The organism is Rhizobium sp. 3T7 (assembly GCF_020166565.1).
GTDB lineage: Bacteria > Pseudomonadota > Alphaproteobacteria > Rhizobiales > Rhizobiaceae > Rhizobium.
Window position 1 is genome coordinate 1 of the sequence record NZ_JAIQXS010000036.1, and the last position, 17,079, is coordinate 17,079.

15 protein-coding genes are annotated in these 17,079 nt (G+C 57.8%); 9 read left to right on the top strand and 6 right to left on the bottom strand.

Annotation, left to right across the window (positions count from 1 at the left end; genetic code table 11):
- Positions 1 to 604 precede the first annotated feature (604 nt).
- On the top strand, positions 605 to 2,467 hold the full coding sequence (locus tag K9B32_RS27935; RefSeq protein ID WP_224568399.1) for an ABC transporter transmembrane domain-containing protein: 1,863 nt from the start codon (positions 605 to 607) through the stop codon (positions 2,465 to 2,467).
- 184 nt (positions 2,468 to 2,651) lie between these two features.
- Positions 2,652 to 3,386, top strand: coding sequence for a helix-turn-helix transcriptional regulator (locus K9B32_RS27940; protein ID WP_224568401.1), 735 nt, complete (start codon positions 2,652 to 2,654; stop codon positions 3,384 to 3,386).
- Between the two features lie 328 nt (positions 3,387 to 3,714).
- Here K9B32_RS27940 and K9B32_RS27950 read toward each other — a convergent pair whose 3' ends face one another.
- From K9B32_RS27950 to K9B32_RS27975, 6 genes are all read right to left on the bottom strand, one after another.
- Positions 3,715 to 4,098 (bottom strand): hypothetical protein, encoded by a 384-nt coding sequence (locus tag K9B32_RS27950; protein WP_224568403.1) that lies wholly within the window; start codon positions 4,096 to 4,098, stop codon positions 3,715 to 3,717.
- A gap of 476 nt (positions 4,099 to 4,574) precedes the next feature.
- The gene (locus K9B32_RS27955) at positions 4,575 to 5,312 is read right to left on the bottom strand and encodes an ABC transporter ATP-binding protein (RefSeq protein ID WP_224568459.1); all 738 of its coding nucleotides are present in this window, start codon (positions 5,310 to 5,312) and stop codon (positions 4,575 to 4,577) included.
- Complete coding sequence (locus tag K9B32_RS27960) at positions 5,312 to 6,154, bottom strand: ABC transporter ATP-binding protein (protein ID WP_224568405.1); 843 nt, start codon at positions 6,152 to 6,154, stop codon at positions 5,312 to 5,314. The genes K9B32_RS27955 and K9B32_RS27960 overlap by 1 nt, the downstream gene beginning before the upstream one ends.
- Positions 6,141 to 7,043, bottom strand: coding sequence for an ABC transporter permease (locus tag K9B32_RS27965; RefSeq protein ID WP_224568407.1), 903 nt, complete (start codon positions 7,041 to 7,043; stop codon positions 6,141 to 6,143). The genes K9B32_RS27960 and K9B32_RS27965 overlap by 14 nt, the downstream gene beginning before the upstream one ends.
- The gene (locus tag K9B32_RS27970) at positions 7,040 to 8,068 is read right to left on the bottom strand and encodes an ABC transporter permease (protein WP_224568409.1); all 1,029 of its coding nucleotides are present in this window, start codon (positions 8,066 to 8,068) and stop codon (positions 7,040 to 7,042) included. The genes K9B32_RS27965 and K9B32_RS27970 overlap by 4 nt, the downstream gene beginning before the upstream one ends.
- 15 nt (positions 8,069 to 8,083) lie before the next feature.
- Positions 8,084 to 9,679 (bottom strand): ABC transporter substrate-binding protein, encoded by a 1,596-nt coding sequence (locus tag K9B32_RS27975; protein ID WP_224568411.1) that lies wholly within the window; start codon positions 9,677 to 9,679, stop codon positions 8,084 to 8,086.
- 132 nt (positions 9,680 to 9,811) lie between these two features.
- On the opposite strand from K9B32_RS27975, the gene K9B32_RS27980 reads away from it, so the two are divergent.
- The 7 genes from K9B32_RS27980 (at position 9,812) to nuoK (ending at position 17,078) form a co-directional block, all read left to right on the top strand.
- A complete protein-coding gene (locus K9B32_RS27980; RefSeq protein WP_224568413.1) occupies positions 9,812 to 10,522 on the top strand; it encodes a FadR/GntR family transcriptional regulator in 711 nt (236 codons plus the stop codon).
- Between the two features lie 66 nt (positions 10,523 to 10,588).
- A complete protein-coding gene (locus K9B32_RS27985) occupies positions 10,589 to 11,569 on the top strand; it encodes a mannonate dehydratase (RefSeq protein WP_224568415.1) in 981 nt (326 codons plus the stop codon).
- Positions 11,570 to 11,616: 47 nt separating this feature from the next.
- Positions 11,617 to 12,546: a 5-dehydro-4-deoxyglucarate dehydratase gene (gene kdgD / locus K9B32_RS27990; protein WP_224568417.1), complete on the top strand. Its 930-nt coding sequence runs from the start codon at positions 11,617 to 11,619 to the stop codon at positions 12,544 to 12,546.
- Positions 12,547 to 13,264: 718 nt separating this feature from the next.
- Positions 13,265 to 15,196, top strand: coding sequence for a methyl-accepting chemotaxis protein (locus K9B32_RS27995; RefSeq protein WP_224568419.1), 1,932 nt, complete (start codon positions 13,265 to 13,267; stop codon positions 15,194 to 15,196).
- A 261-nt stretch (positions 15,197 to 15,457) separates the two neighbouring features.
- On the top strand, positions 15,458 to 15,820 hold the full coding sequence (locus tag K9B32_RS28000) for a hypothetical protein (RefSeq protein WP_224568461.1): 363 nt from the start codon (positions 15,458 to 15,460) through the stop codon (positions 15,818 to 15,820).
- A gap of 455 nt (positions 15,821 to 16,275) precedes the next feature.
- Positions 16,276 to 16,776, top strand: coding sequence for an NADH-quinone oxidoreductase subunit J (locus K9B32_RS28005; RefSeq protein WP_224568421.1), 501 nt, complete (start codon positions 16,276 to 16,278; stop codon positions 16,774 to 16,776).
- Positions 16,776 to 17,078 (top strand): NADH-quinone oxidoreductase subunit NuoK, encoded by a 303-nt coding sequence (nuoK, locus tag K9B32_RS28010; RefSeq protein ID WP_007795349.1) that lies wholly within the window; start codon positions 16,776 to 16,778, stop codon positions 17,076 to 17,078. The genes K9B32_RS28005 and nuoK overlap by 1 nt, the downstream gene beginning before the upstream one ends.
- The last annotated feature ends 1 nt before the right edge of the window (position 17,079 follow it).

A 17,079-nucleotide genomic window follows, 5' to 3' on the forward strand; every position in this document is an offset into this window, starting at 1 on the left:
ATGGTTCGTGAGTTCGTAGCGGCGGCGCGTCATCGTAGTTCCCTATACGGAAGCCTTGAATCGAGCCGTGCGAAAAACGCCAAGCAAGTTAATGAGTTACGGCCTAGTCCAAGACAAAATCGCGGGCGATGTCGCGACCGATCGCCCGCAGGTGGTTTGAGATTTCGGTCCTCAAGTGGTCCCTCGGACCAAACTCACGCAGAATTTCCTGCGCACGCGTTGCCGCGGGTTCCTCCCGCGGCTCTCCCACAAAATAGCCCGTTCCGACAGACCACATATCGCATCCAGCCCCGAGCAGCGCCTCAACCAAGGAAGCCACGCGCGCTGAAGAAGACGCCGACGATTCTGCCAATGCCCGGTCCTTGATGCGAGGTTCTTGCGTACGCCCCCAGAGGATACGAAACGCACCCCATAAATAGGGTTGATTTACTTATGAAAAGTTAAGGGCACGGCCGCCGACGAGACACCGTCGCGGGATCGATCTAGTAGGCCTAAGGGCGTCCGGTTTCGAAAACGCTCTCCGATAATTGATCATGATCAAAGACGCTGCAGTCCGTCAGGTGGACAAGGGCACCGTCACATTTATTCGGAGATCAAGGCGTTGATGATAGCCCAGCACGACCGACAGACTGCCAGTCTCAAAGACCAGTCGCTCGAACGCGACGACGGAAGCCGGCATCTAGCGTCCTCACAAAAACGAGCCGCGGCCAGCCTCGTACGCCTCGCTCCTTTCCTGCGACATCATCGCGGGCTGACAATATGCGCGGTTCTGGCGCTCACGTGCGCCGCGTTGATTTCGCTCTCTCTGCCGATGGCCGTTCGTCGCATGATCGACAATGGTTTCGGGCAGGCCGACGGGACGTTCATCGACAGATACTTTCTCATGGTAATGGCTCTGGCTGTCGCGTTGGCCCTAGCCAGCGCGCTACGCTACTACTTTGTCACCACTCTCGGTGAGCGGATCGTGACAGACCTTCGCGCCAGGGTCTTCAATCATATCGTTCGCCTTCCAGCTCGGTTCTTTGACTGCAACCACTCGGGCGAGATAGCGTCGCGCCTTACGGCAGACGCCACCCAGATCAAAGCGGCGGTCAGCCTGTCGGCGTCCGTGGCTCTGAGAAACTCGATCCTCTGTGCGGGCGCGCTCGCCATGATGTTCGTCACCAGCCCGCGCCTATCGACGATCGCCGTCGGCGTAATTCCGCTCATCATTGGGCCGCTGATCTACTTCGGACGGTCTGTGCGCAAGAAATCGCGCGCCGCACAGGATGCGCTTGCCAGTGCGTCCGCTTATGCCAGCGACATCATCGCGGCAAATCGAACCGTCCAGGCTTTCACTACGGAGGACGCCGCTCGGCAAAGATACGCTTGCGACGTCGAGCTGTCCTTTGACAGGGCCGTCACTGCGGCACGTGCCCGCGCGTGCCTGACGGGCGTTGCAATCGCGCTGATCTTCAGCAGCGTTGTCGGCGTGCTCTGGTTAGGCGCCCAAAGCGTCCTCGTTGGCACGCTGTCTGCGGGAAACCTGAGCCAATTTCTGATCTACTCGGTTATCGCAGCGGGATCATTGGGCTCGCTCTCGGAGGTGTGGGGAGAACTGGCGCAGGCCGCGGGCGCTGCGGGAAGATTGTTCGACCTATTGAATGAAGAGACACAAGTGCCCGAGCCGGGCTCATGCGTCCCATTGAGGAGTCCGGTAACAGGCGGCATCGAAATCTCCGACCTGCATTTCTCTTATCCAACCACCTCGGAAAAAGAGGTTCTCGCGGGACTGACGATGAATGTCGCTCCCGGAGAAACCATCGCGTTGGTGGGACCTTCAGGCTCCGGCAAGAGCACGGTCTTTTCGCTGTTGCTCGGATTCTACCACGCCGATGCGGGCAACCTTTCGATCGATGGAAGGGATCTGCGGTCCATCTCTCCTCAGGATCTTCGAAGGGAAATATCCATCGTTCCACAGGATGTGACCATCTTCGCGAGTTCGATCTTCGAGAACATCGCATTCGGGCGTCCAGACGCCACACGAGAGGAAGTCATTGCCGCCGCCACCAGGGCTCAGGCTCACGGTTTCATCAGCGGATTGGCGAACGGATACGATACGGTGGTCGGCGAGCGGGGCCTTACTCTTTCCGGCGGACAAAGGCAGAGGATCGCGATTGCTCGGGCCATTCTGAAAGACGCTCCGATCCTGCTTCTCGACGAAGCCACGGCGTCGCTCGACGCGGAAAACGAGCTGTTGGTTCAGCAGGGGCTGGAGCAACTCATGGACAATCGTTCCACGATCGTCATCGCGCATAGGCTCGCAACGGTTCTCAAAGCGGACCGAATTCTGGTGATGGATGGAGGCCGGATCGTGGAGCAGGGCACGCATTCCGCACTTTTGCGCGGCGGGGGACTCTACAAGCGTCTGGCTGAACTGCAGTTCAAGACACCGAACGGTCCAAAGCATGATAAGGACGCCGCATAGGACCGTGGCGAAAGCGGTCGGAAGGAAGCGTGACGCCTCCGCGCGGTGGGCGACGGCGTTCGACCAGATGCCAGGCGAATAGCCATCTATTACCCGGCACATGACCTTCATCAAGTCGTTAAGCTTCGGCTAACCGCCGCGCGCCATAACTGGGGTAGATTCTGCGATAACCGAAGCTGCCCCAATGCCCGTCAACGCCCTTTCGATCCTATCTCCAGACGCGTTGGACGACTACATAGACCTTCGCTCGGTTCCGAAGCACCGCTACTTCGGAAAAAACGAACTCATCGATAGGCTCCGGTTGGCCGTGCCCTTCGATTACATTTTCATTTCAGGACTCGATGTCGACCACTACCGTTTCGGAGGGGGCTTCTCCATCGACACCGATCTGCCACCCGCGTTCATCGAAGTGTATATGGCCGATCAACTCCTGCTCGTGGACCCGCTCGTCCAAGCCAGCAAGTCATCAACGGCGGTGGTGGTCGAGAGCGACGTGTATCAGAAACATGAAGTTCCCCAGAGGCTCCTGTATCTTCAACAAACGTTCAAAGTCCACAACAGGACCATCGTTCCAATCCTTCGAGACAGTACCGTCTATGGAGCAGTCGGCTTCACGCGGTCCACTCCGTTCAACGAGGACGAGATCACGTTCCTTGCCCTGATTGCCGAGGCGATCCACACCGCCGTCACAAAACCGCTTGTCGACCGCTTCGCTGCAAACCATTTGCGGTTGTCGAAAGGCGAAATGGCGTGCTTGTCGAAGGCGAGCCTCGGACTAACCAGCGCGGGTGTTGCAAAGGCGACCGGATACCAAGTCGAGACTGTGAACAGTTACATCAAGTCGGCGGCCAAGAAACTCGGCGCATCCAATCGGACCCAGGCCATAGCCGAGGCGATCCGACGTCGATTGATCGTCTGATCAGCGGGCTCCCGGCAGTCTGCCTCCGATGCGCCCAAGAGCACCCGTCCCTCCATGGGAATACTCCGCTTCTCATCAGCCGCCGAACGCACGTTGACGAAGGCTGTCGCGCTCGATGCCTGATCGATGACGACGGGCTTTCTTCGCGGTGGGCGCTGCAAAACGCAATCGGACTGGTGCGGAAATCTTTGTCGTCGTCAGCGCGATCATCGTGCGGCGGTGTCCTTTCGGGGCCATTCTCTTTGCAACGCTCGCGCGGCCATTGCCTGCATTTGATGAGATAGGTCGCGCCGGGCAGGAAAGGCTGTCCGACGCTTGCCTGCCTCCATCAGCGGCGCGAATTTCGCTGGTTTCCGATTATCGCAAACGATGCGAATCCGTGCATTTCGCCGAAAAGCAGGCGCTTGCGAACCAATACGGCCATGACCCGTGCGGCAGTCGAAAAGCTCATCTGGTCCAGTGGTCCATCGCCCTCCCATGGCTTTGTCAGGCACTCGGCGATCGCGCCGGCCATGTGCATTGGAACGATGTCGTTGCAGTGCCGCATAGCCTCAAACACATGACTGATTGGGATCACCCGTCCTTCGAAGGTGACGATCGGCTCGACCAATTCGTCGTCCCACTCCTCGAAGGCATACACTGCCTCGCGGAAAAGCTCTTGAAGCGTAATTGGAGCATGTCCTGCATGAAGCGGGGGCAAAGCATTTGTCATGTCTGTCTCCTCTCAGGCCCTTTGTCCAAGGCTGTCAGCGCCATCATTACACGACTATTTTTATAGAGTAACATACCAATGAGGAAGCCCTTTGTTCCGATAGGCATCGCGCAACCTGTCAACGGTCTGAGATTATGACGATATTTTTTTGGAACCTGTCCGATACTTGCCAGGCCGATGAGGGTAAAACAGCTGGCCGCTATTGAGACCGATTGTCTCCAATCACACAATGTCAGCGGCTTTCAGTGGAGGATGCATCGGGGGATCTGAAGCGGTGAGGGCTTAAACCCCGCTTGCCCGCATCGTCGGATTTTCTCCAAGTTCAAGTCGCGGAACGAGGAACTGCAAGGATCATGCTTTCCGGCACGTTGGCGATCGCGTCGCGCATGTTTCATGCCACGAAGGACATCACATTCGATGGGCGCCGTCGAAGAGCGCGCCAATCCGTGCGGTTCGATTGCTCACGCGATCTTAGGTCAGATGAAACTTGCGCCGAACAATTCGCGGGCATAGGCGTGGTGGGTTACCCCTGCCTGCAGATCCGCCTTGGTGAGCTCGTCGACGAAGCGGCCGTCCTTCATGATTAAAACGCGATCGCACATGTGCGCGATGACGGCGAGATCGTGACTGACAAGCACATAGGTCAGGCCTCGCTCGTCACGCTGATCTGCCAGGAGGTTCAGAATTTCCGCTTGTATGGAAACATCCAGCGCCGAGGTTGGTTCATCGAGCAGGAGAATGGGTGGCGAAAGTATCAGGGCCCTGGCGATCGCAACGCGCTGGCGCTGTCCACCGGAGAGCTCATGGGGGAAGCGGTTGGCAAAGCCTGCCGGCAGACCGACCTGGCGCAGGGCCTTGTCCACCTTCTGCCAGATATCGACATGGTTCATGGCCCTCAAGGGCTCGGCGAGCGCTGTTCCGATCCGATGACGGGGGTGAAGCGAACCGTAGGGATCCTGGAAAACCATCTGCGCACATTTGAGGTCCTCGCGGCTGCGCGTCTTGCCGACGACCCTGCCGGCCAGGGCAATCTCTCCTGACCAGCCCTGTTCCATACCAGCAAGGCAACGCAGCAAGGTGGACTTGCCGCAGCCAGACTCGCCGACGATGCCCAGGGTCTCACCACGCGCCACCTTGAAGTTCACGTCCTTGACCACATGATTTTCCAGCTTGCCCGAAGCAAATACGACATCGAGATCGCTGACTTCAATCATCATGCATTCTCCAGATCGAGCTTTGTCCGGTCGAGAACAGCAAGGCGCCGCACCGGGTTTTTCGGATCCGGCATCGCTGCCATAAGTCCTCGTGTATAGGGATGGCGTGCGTCTTCGAGCCGGGTCAGCGTTTCGATCACGCGCCCGGAATACATGACGATAATCCGCTCGCAAAAAGCTGCGACCATGCGAATGTCGTGGCTGATCAACAGCAGTCCGGAATTATTCTCCCGGACGAGCTCATCGAGCAGCGTCAGCACATCCTTCCTGACGCTGACATCGAGGGCCGATGTCGGCTCGTCGGCAATGACCAGTTTCGGCTTCGCAAGGAGCATCATGGCAATCATCACGCGTTGCCCCATGCCGCCGGAAATCTGGTGCGGATAAAGCGTCATCACGCGTTCCGGGTCGTTGATCCGCACGCGCTCGAGCGCTGCTGTTGCGACGGCAAGCGCAGCAGGGCCGCGCAGATCAAGATGCAGGCGAGCCGCCTCGGCAATCTGCTTGCCGACCGTCAGCACCGGATTGAGCGAGTAGCGAGGATCCTGCATGATCAACGCGATGTCCTTGCCCCGTATCTTGCCCATCTGGCGCTCCGGCAGCGACAGAAGGGGCCGCCCGTCAAGCTCGAGACGCGACGCCGTGACGTTCGCACTCGGCGGTAGAAGGCGCATGATCGCGCGTCCCGTCGTCGATTTGCCCGAGCCGGACTCGCCGACGATCCCGACGCGCTCACGCCCGACGTCGAAGCTTACGTCGGACACGGCGGGAACCGCGCTCCTGCCGAAACTGACGTTCAATTTCCTGATGGAAAGCAGGGGTCTCATCTCATGATCTTGCATGGCGAGGATCCAGAATGTCGCGAAGCGCATCGCCCGCGATATTGAAGGCAAGGCTGGAAATCAGGATAGCCAAGCCCGGCATGACGGCAACCCACCAGTAGTCCAGCATGAACTTGCGTCCGTTCGATATCATTGCGCCCCACTCCGGCGCCGGAGGTTGCGCGCCCAGTCCGAGAAAGCCGAGGGAGGCGGCCGTCAAGATGATCCCGGCCATGTTCAACGTCAGGCGAACGATCACCGAGGGGATGCACATGGGCGCGATGTAGACGAGCAGGATGCGCAGCGGCGAGGCTCCATAAAGCCGCGCCGCAGCGACGTAATCGGCGTTCCTGACAACCAGAGCCTCGGCACGTGCCAGCCGGGCTATCGGCGGCCAGGCAGTCAGCGAAATAGCGATGATCGCTGTGGTCAGTCCGGCGCCAAGGGCAGCGGCAAATGCAAGCGCCAGGATCAGCGAAGGAAAGGAAAGAACGATGTCTGTCGCTCTCATCAGCAACGCATCGGTGCGGCCACCGAAGAAGCCAGCAACCACGCCGATCAGGAGACCGATGGGACCTACAATCAGAGAAATCGAGAGTACCGTCTGAACCGTGATCCGCGTTCCGTAAATCAGCCGGCTCAGAATGTCGCGACCGAACTCGTCGGTGCCGGCCCAATGCGCAGCACTCGGCGGCTGCAAGGCGTCGGAAAGAATCTGGATATTCGGATCGTAGGGCGCAAGCCAAGGGGCAATAATCGCGACGATGCAGAGCAGCCCAAGAATGACGAAGCCTGCAAGACCGAGCGGCTCCTGCGCAAGCTTCGAGACAATACGGGCCGAAGACGCTGTGATGCGTGCTGGAAGGCTCGGTGGGCGAATAGGAAGATTGGTGTCAATTGCCCCGCTCATCGCGCTTTCTCTCTCGTGCGCGGATCGAAGATCGCATAGGCGATATCCGCGAGGAAATTCAGAAACATGAAGATGAAACCGATGATGATCGTACCTGCAACGACGGCATTCATGTCGCCGATCATCAGCGCGTTCGTCATGTATTGACCGATGCCTGGCCATGAAAAGACGATCTCGGTCACGACCGCGCCTTCAAGAAGCCCACCGTAGGAGATCGCAAGAATGGTGATGAGCTGTACAGCAATGTTGGGAAGAATGTGGCTGATGACCGTCCTTGCCGGGCCGACGCCTTTTGCGCGCGCGGCAATCACATAGTCCTGGCTTAGCTGTTCCAGCGTGAAGCTGCGTGTCATCCGGGTAATGTAGGCCATGGCCGCATAGGCAAGGATAACAGCTGGGAGAATGATGTGGCCGAGTGCGTTCCAGAAAATCTCGGTTTCGCCCTGCAAAAGGCTGTCGACCAGCAAGAGCCCCGTCTGCGGCGTGACGAGGCCCTCGTAAAAGACATCCATGCGTCCAGGGCCACCAACCCAGTTCAGGCCGGCATAGAAGATGACCAAGCCGACAATTCCGAACCAGAAGACCGGGATCGAATGACCGACAAGTGCAATCACACGAGCAACCTTGTCGATGAAACTGTCGCGAAAAAGCGCGGCAGTCAGGCCAAGGGGTACACCAACGAATGTCGAGATGAAAATCGCCAGGGTGGCAAGTTCGAATGTCGCCGGGAATGCTTGGGCGAGATCCGCCGATACCGGATTTCCGGTCAGAACCGCCGTCCCGAAATCGCCCTGAGCGAGCCCCTTCAGATAGATCAGAAATTGCTGGTAGATCGACAGGTCAAGGCCGAGCTTCTGGCGCATGACGGCATAGGCAGCCGGATCTGCAAGCTCGCCGACGATGGCCCCGACAGGATCGGCTGGCAAGACGCGGCCGATCACGAAAGTAACGCATAGAAGGATGAACAGGCTGAGAGCGAGATGCCAAAGCCGCCATCCCAGTTCGGTTACGGACAGTTCTTTCACGATCGGCGACCTTGTTTATTCGGTCTCGGCTTTGGTCACGCCTTCAAGGCGCGTTATCAGATTGGGATGGCCGACATAGCCCTGAACCTTGCTGTTCAAGACGATGGGTTCGAAACGCTCGAACATCGGCAGCACGGCGGGCTTTTGGTCGATGAACATCGTCTGCATCTCAACATAAAGCTCGCCGCGTTTCTTGGGGTCAGGCTCCATCGACGCCTTTGCCGTCACTGCGGTCAATTCCGGAATGTCCCAGGCCGAGCGCCACACGAAGTTGCCGGCATTGTTGGCTTCGAGCGAATTGTCCGGATTGGATGCAAACTGCTCCATCGCACCGAGGACGTTGGGCATGTAAGCGCCAGTCTGTGGGATCAGGAGATCAAAGTTTCTCGCCCGGTGGGCCGAAATGATGTCAGAGCCATTTCCCTGCTGGACATCGACCTTGATGCCGATCTGGCCGAGTGAGGCCTGAATGGCCGTTGCCAGATCGACACGAGGTGTCTGAGCTATGGTCTTCAGCGTCAGCGAAAAGCCATCCTTGAAACCCGCGTCGGCCAACAGCTGCTTTGCTTTGGCCACATCGAGGTGCCAGTCCGGACTTGGTACCGCATACTCGTAATTCTCTGGTACAGGGACCGTCCTGACGCGACCGTACGGCCCCATGATCGTCTTTTCGATACCCTGATAGTCGATGCTGTAGGCGATCGCTTCGCGCACCTTTGGATTGGCGAGATACTTGTTGCCCGCGTTCATCGCCAGAACATAAAAACCGCCGGTGGGCACACGCTGGACCTCAAAGCCCTTCTTGCCGTTGAAAATCGCCAGATCAGACGCCGTCAGGGCGCTGGCAAGATCGATGTCGCCGCGCTCCAGCATCAGGCGTTCGACCTGGCTTTCGGGCACATGCCGGACGATGACACGGCGCATCTTCGGCACACCCGCGACATAGTCCTTGTTGGCGTCAAGAATGACGAGTTCGTTCGGCGACCAGCGATTGAGTGTGAACGGACCGGAGCCGGCAGAATGGGTTCTAAGCCAGGCGTTTCCATAGTCGTCGTTGACGACGTGCTTTTCCACCTCGACGCTGTCGACCACGCTCGCAATCGCCATGGCGAGCCGGTAAAGCAGAAGTTCCGGCGTCACCGCGTCGGAAAGATCGATGCGCACGGTCTTGTCGTCAATCGCTTTGACCAACTGGTCGACATTGTCTTTCGTGTAGCCGACTCGCTTCAGGTTTGCTGCCGCAGCCTGGTCGAGCTTTAGGAGTCGCCCTAGAGAATAGACAACGTCCTTCGACGTGACCGGATTGCCTGAGGCAAACGCTGCTTCACGCAGCTTGAAAGTGATCCCCCTGTCATCGACCTGCCAGCTTTCTGCAAGCTGCGGCACGATCTTTCCCTCCGGCGTCGTTGCCACCAGCCGATCGTAGAGGTTTGACATGATCTCGACGGCCTTGCCTTCCGTCGCTTGCTGCGGGTCGAGCGACAGAACCTGGGCCAGCGATGTCCCGATAACAAGCTGGTCAGCGGGCGTGGCCGCTTTGAGCTCCTGGGCCGCCATGGTGAGCGCACTTAAGGCGACGCTTACAAAAAGACTTCTGGAAAAATACTTCATTGCAACTCCTCCCTGAGTTACTATACGAGACATAATATGTCGTCCGTATGTCGTATTATGATTTATCGAAGATCAGAGCGCTTTGCAAGCGTCGTGCGGACGAGACCGGATGGATAAATTGGGACGGGCACGATGGTAACGATCAATCGCGGCAGGCAGCGGCTGGCACAGCAGGTCATCGATCAACTGCGCCTGCAGATCGAGACGGGGAAGCTGCGAGAGGGGGATCAACTGCCAACCGAGCCGCAGCTTGAGGCTACCTTTGGCGTCAGCCGGACGGTCGTCAGGGAGGCAATTGCCGACCTACGTGCGGCAGGCTTTGTCCAACCGGTTCAAGGAAAGGGTGTCTTTGTCGCCGATCCCAAAACAAAGACAGGCCTCTCGCTCACGCCAATCGAAGTAAAAAGCATCCCAGAGACCCTTGAATTGCTGGAGTTTCGAATGGCTGCCGAAGGCGAGGCCGCGGCCATCGCAGCCTATCGCAGGACAGCCGAGCAGGAAGCCGCCATCCGCACGGCCAACAGGAAAATGGCGAATTTGATTGAAGCCGGGCAGCCGACCGTCGAGGCCGACTACGAGTTTCACATGGCCATCGCTGCCGCTACGAACAATCGGTTTTACGTCGATGTTCTGCGCCACTTCGGTCCTCGTGCCATACCGCGCGGACAGTTTCCGACCTTGCCAGAAGCCAATGACCGCGCCTATCTCGAAAAGGTCCAGGCCGAGCATGGGGAGATTCTCTCGGCCATCGCAGATCAGGATCCGGATCGGGCCCGCCAGGCCATGCGCGCCCACATGATGGCAAGCCAGCGACGCTATCGAATGCTCGCAGAGCAGCAATAGTGCTCGACAGCCTCCGAAATTCATATTATGTCATATGACATGATTTGATCATTCGGGAGGATGAAGGTGTATTTGGGAACGCAGGTCGCAGTGCGCGACGATGATGATTTTCGTGTTTTTGCCCAGCTTGGGGTAAAGCATATATCGGCCGATCCGCCAGGCGCCCCGTCAAGCTGGACGCTGGACGATCTAGAGCGTCATCGCGATCATGTGGAAAGCTTCGGGCTTGTGCTCGACATGATCCAGCTTCCGCTGCCGTCGAAACCGATCGAGAACGCATCCTATCCCGATATCCTCTTGGCCGGGCCCGAGCGCGACCGGCAGATCGACGCTGTCTGCCAGATGATCGAGAACTGCGCCAAGGCAGGCATACCTGCGACCAAATACAATCTCAATTTGATCGGCATTCCGCGCACCGAACTCGAAAAAGGCCGCGGCGGATCGCTCAACGAGGCATTTCGTTGGGAGAAGGCGGACCACCAGGCGGCGCCTGGCCTTGCGGGAGTGCTCCGGGAGGACGAAAACTGGGAGCGCATCGATTATTTTCTCGAACGGGTCGTTCCCGTTGCCGAAAGCAACCGCATTCGCCTTGCCTGCCATCCCCACGATCCCTACACGCCGCCTGGCTATCGCGGCGTCACGCGCGTGCTTGGGACGGTCGACGGGCTCAAGAAGTTCGTCCAGATGCGGGAAAGCCCCTATCACGGCTTGAACTTCTGCCAAGGGTCGATCGGCGAGATGCTGGAAAATCCGCGCGAGGAGATCGACGACATCATTCGCTGGTTCGGCACACGCGGCAAGATCTTCAACCTGCACTTCCGCAACATTCGCGGCGGCGCGCTCTCCTTCATGGAAACCTTCCCCGACGAGGGTGACATGGACATGGTCCGATCGCTGAAAGTGTATAAGGAGGTCGGCTACAAATACATGGTCATGCCGGATCATGTACCAAGCATCAGCGGCCGCGATGCCAGCGGTGTAGCCTTCAGCTTTTGCTATGGCTACATCGCCGCCCTGCTTGAGGCCCTGGAAGCCGGGCATCTGTGATCGCGCCTCCAAATCCTTCGATAGAGCAATAACTCGAGGACATTGACATGGATCCCGATGCCATCAAGAAAGCGGTCGGCGACGGCTTGCTTTCCTTTCCCGTGACGCATTTCGACAGCGACAACAAGTTTGACGAGGTGGCATACCGCACACACGTCGACTGGCTGGCTGGCTTTCAGGCAAGCGCACTTTTTGCAGCCGGCGGTACCGGCGAGTTCTTCTCACTCAATCCTGCGGAAGTGCCGCTGGTCATACGTGCCGCGAAGAACGCAGCCGGCAAGACGCCAATCATTTCGGGAACAGGCTATGGGACCTCGCTTGCTGTCGAGATTGCACGATCAGCCGAAAGGGCCGGCGCCGATGGGCTGCTCCTCCTGCCACCATATCTGATGTTTTCGGAACAGGCCGGCCTGGTTGCGCATGTAAAGGCAGTCTGTAACGCAGTCGGGATCGGGGTGATCGTCTATAATCGTGATAACGCCATCCTGTCGGCAGACAGTCTTGCGCAACTCTGTGACGAATGCCCCAACCTGATCGGTTTCAAGGATGGGGTCGGGGACGTCGACCGCGTCATCGAGATCACTACCAAGATTGGCGACCGCCTCGTCTATGTTGGCGGCATGCCGACGCACGAAGTCTATGCTCAGGCCTATTTCGCCGCTGGTGTAACGACCTATTCGTCAGCCGTCTTCAATTTTGTCCCGGAACTGGCACAACGTTTTTATCGGGCGCTGCGAAACGGCGACCAAAGGACCGTCGACCGGATCCTCAAGGATTTCTTCTTCCCATTCGTTGCTCTGCGCAACCGAAGAAAAGGCTATGCAGTCTCGATCATCAAGGCAGGGCTAAAGGTGATAGGCCGCGATCCCGGCTCTGTCCGGGCTCCACTCACAGATCTGACGGAAGAGGAAATTTCCGTGCTGGAGAACATCGTAGCGGCGGCCGATACCGCAAGTCTCACGCTTGAGACCGCGTAGAGACGCCTTGCTTCACCCTGCAATGTCATAATGAGTAGACTGCGCCTTGGACGTATCGGTACGCAGTCGAAGGCGCGCCTGAGCTGTTTCTCGTTCGAGCAGGGCGGTTCACGATCATGCAGTCAAATCGAGCAGTCAGCCTTTTCGCGGCCTAGAACGACGCATGAGAAGGCCCAGTCGGTGGAAGAGATTGTCACGATTGGAATCGAGATTACCAAGTTGGTGCTCCAAGTGTACACAACTAACGCGACGGGCATGGTCGTTGTCGACGGCAGTTGAAGCGCCGCGAGGTTGTGCAGTTCTTTGCGACGCTAAAGCCTCTCCGTGCTAATGCCCCCTTCCGGCTCGAGGAACTCACCAACCATACCAGTATCTTAGGAAGCGATCGCTCCCGGAAGATACATATACTGTCGCGGCATTGCTGGAAACGCTGGTATCAGCTGCAAACAGAGTGATTCAAAGCCGGATCAAGAAAACCACGCAGCCTTGAATTGCAACCTGCAATACTTGTTCGACACATTATTTGGCCAAAGTATAATTATTTTGCTCATATTATAATTATTAACCATCTTTCATTATCTGTTTATTCACGAGTGCTTTCTTCAGACAAAGCGAATGAGTTCAACAGCGCTCGGCCGGGTGCCCCCGGATAACGCTCATCGTTGCGGCATCGCGCAATTCGTTGCTTGCGCGGCTATTTGCGCTTGGAGGATTGCAAATGACTTTCCGATTTGGCATCGGCCCCCGCCTTTATGCAGCTTTCGGTTTCCTGCTGCTGCTCATGATTGGCTTGACGCTCTTTTCCATTTCAAAGATGAACGATGTCGACCACGATCTCGTGCAGATCAACGAGGTCAACAGCGTCAAGCAGCGCTTTGCCATCAATTTCCGGGGCAGCGTTCATGACCGGGCAATTGCCATTCGTGATGTCGTTTTGCGCGATGAGCCTGCCGGCCGTCAGACCGCGATCGATCTCATTGCAAAGCTTGCCGCGACTTATGCGGAAAACGAGCAGAAGATGAATGCGATGATCTCGATGCCAGGCGCTGCGACTGAGCCCGAGAAGGCGATCGTTGCGGAGATAGCCGACGTTCAGTCGAAAACCAATCCGGTTGTCGCAGATATCATCGCGCGCCAGATGGCGAATGACCCGGTACAAGCCAAGAAGATGCTAATCGAGCAGGCAACGCCTCTCTTCATCAACTGGCTCAAGGCCATCAACAAGTTCATCGACTATCAGGAAAACTTGAACAAGTCGGTCGGCAGTGGCGTCGACGTCGTCGTTGCAGGCTTCCAGACGCTGGCACTGGGATCGTTGGGTGGCGCCGTGCTTATGGCTATTGCCGCTGCGTTCCTCGCGACCCGCTCGATCACTTTGCCGATGGCCAAGCTGCAGATCGCCCTGCAGCGGATGGCTGAGGGCAACAACGTAAGCACCAGCGATATCGAGGCCCGCAGTGACGAGGTCGGCGATTTGGCGAAGGCTGTTGGCGCCGTGCGCGAGGCCGTGACTTCGCAGGCTGAGGCGCGCGCCGCAGCCGACGCCCGGCGGACTGCTGATGAGAACGCGCGGCTCGAAGCAACCGCGGCCGAACGCGAGGCGCTATCGGCGCAGACGAACGATGCTGTTCAACAGCTCGGTCAGGCGCTTGAGGAAATGGCCGCCGGCAATCTCGATATCCGTCTCGACAAGCCGTTCGCTGCATCTCTCGATACGCTGCGCCTTAACTTCAACAACTCGGTCGAGAAGCTTCAATCGGCGTTGAAGACGATCGGCGATAACGCTTTGTCGATCGATGCCGGTGCCCGCGAGATTAGCGAAGCTTCGAATGATCTGGCAAAGCGCACTGAACAGCAGGCCGCATCAATTGAACAGACTGCCGCAGCGCTCGATGAAATTTCGACGACGGTCAATGACTCGACCCGTCGCGCGGAAGAGGCCGGCAACCTTGTTGCACGAACACGCACAAATGCCGAGCGCTCGGGCGAAGTCGTGAAGCGTGCGGTTGCCGCGATGAGCCAGATCGAAGGTTCCTCGAACGAGATCAACAATATCATCAGCGTCATTGATGACATTGCATTCCAGACCAACCTGCTGGCACTGAACGCCGGCGTCGAGGCTGCACGGGCCGGCGAGGCGGGCAAAGGCTTTGCAGTCGTCGCTCAGGAAGTTCGCGAACTTGCTCAACGCTCCGCCAATGCGGCAAAGGAAATCAAGCAACTGATCAGCAATTCCGGTGATCAAGTGCGTTCCGGCGTGACCCTGGTCGGCGAAACTGGTACGGCGCTGACGGAGATCGTCAGCGAAGTGCAGGAAATCAACCGCCACGTGAGCTCAATCGTCGAGGCTGCGAAGGAACAGTCTACGGCGCTCAAAGAAATCAATGCCGCGGTCAATTCACTCGATCAATCCACGCAGAAGAATGCGGCGATGGTCGAAGAGACATCCGCAGCCAGCCACAAGCTGGCTGACGAAGCGGGTTCGCTAACAAGCCAGCTGTCAAAATTCCGCTTTCAGGGCTCTGCCGGGGCGGCGCAATCTGCCTATGCACCGCGACTGCCACAGAGAAACGCTCCAGCGGCAATGGTACGCAAGGTCTCGACAGCTTTTGCTGGCGGTGCGGCTGCTGAAGATTGGCGCGAATTCTAAGATAAACGACACGATACAAAGCGCCGCGACCGTCGATGTCGCGGCGCTTTTGCGTTCAGATTTTCGTCATTGGCATTATCTTGGGCTCGGCTGTGAACGCGGCCGTCTGTTATCTCCTTGGGACAGGGACGCAAAGAGCCGCCGGATATCAACGTTGATTTCGAGCACGGGGCCGTGAGGAAGTGGATCTACCAGGCTTACACATCAGAAGGCGGCTTTTTTCCACGCAGGGAGACGTACTTGGCTGATAATGACACACCATTGCTTCGATCCTTGGTCTTCACTGCCGCCTTATTCGCTTCCGCACCGGGCATGGCATCGTGGAGCGTCGAAAATGATCGCTCTACGTCAGACAAGCACGGCCTCTTTGAAATTCGTGAAGAGGCCAGGCGCTTTATCTCGAATGAGAATGCCAAGGGCCCTCAGCAATGGGAAGTACTGGAGCCTAATCTGAAGACATTTGTTCCTCGTTGCGTTGTTCCACTCAAAGCACAATGGACGCCGAAGAGTTTCGGCCTCTCGCGACCCAGCGTTATGGTGATATGCACCGCCGCGATTCCGAACATTGCGATGGGAAGCTGGCATGTACACGTGCCTGTACGGCAGAAGCGAAGCGTGGGCTGAATCAGCGATTGGGTATCAGCCTGTTACCTTGCAAGTTTTAGCACGTTCCTCGGCGGCAAGAACGTCCCCACTTTTATTGGCCGCTTATAGGCGACAGTAAATTCGCGATCGTTTGCGTCATCCCGACTCGGATAGACAACCATCCGCCTTTCGGGCTGAAGGTCTTCGCACGCAAATTAGAATCCGGCCGGCGGGCGGCGCCCCGCCTGCGGCGAAGGTCGGCACGGCTGCGCATATTCGGGAGCATGACCATCAGGCGCAGGCTCGCTCCGCCAGCCTCTCGCGAGCGGCTCTCGCCACAATCGGATCGGCCCGGTCTTGCTCCACCAATGACAATAATCTTGTGAAAAATCCGAGACTAGGGCACAATTTATAAATGCACCTGAAGTGCGCGCAACTATCTCAAATCCGGCCGTCTCGCGCTGGGTCACAGTTGTCGTGGGAGGGTCGCGTCGATGGGTCAGGGGTTCTTTCTTCTGTTCGCGACGGTGTCCGTGATTGCGGCCCTGACGGTCATCATGGCGCGCAATCCGGTTCACAGCGCATTAGCGTTGATGGCTTGTTTCCTGCAGATCTCTGCAATCTTCATCTTGCTCGACGCGCCGTTGCTCGCAGTCATCCAGATCTTCGTCTATGTCGGCGCCATCATGGTCCTGTTCCTGTTCGTGATCATGATGATCGATGTGCGCGAAGCGGTGTTGCAGCGGTTCTTGCCGGGCGGCAACCTGCCGGCGCTGGTGCTGCTCGTCCTGCTTGGGGTCGAGATGCTCGTGCTCGTGCTCTGGAGCAAGCGCTTTTCGGTCATGGAACCCGCCGCTGTGCGCGGTGGCGATGAGATCAGGCAGCTCAGTACGACGCTTTTTGCCGACTACCTGCTGCCGTTTGAAGCCGCCTCCGTCATCCTGCTCGCCGCCCTGGTCGGTGCCATCGTGCTGGCGCGGAAGGAGCAGGAGTGATGGTTCCGCTCTCCTGGTATATCTTGCTCGGAGTGGTCCTGTTCGTGATCGGAGCGGCAGGCGTGCTCATCAGGCGCAATATCCTGGTCGTGCTGATGTCGCTGGAGCTTCTGCTCAACTCGGTCAACATCAATTTCATCGCCTTCGGGCGTTACGACGATGATTTTCGCGGGCAGATCTTCGCGATCTTCGTCATCGCAATCACAGCGGCGGAGGTTGCCGTCGCCCTCGGTATCCTGGTCGCCCTCGTGAGGAACAAGTCCACTCTCAAGGTCGACGACGTGACCATCATGAAAGGATAGC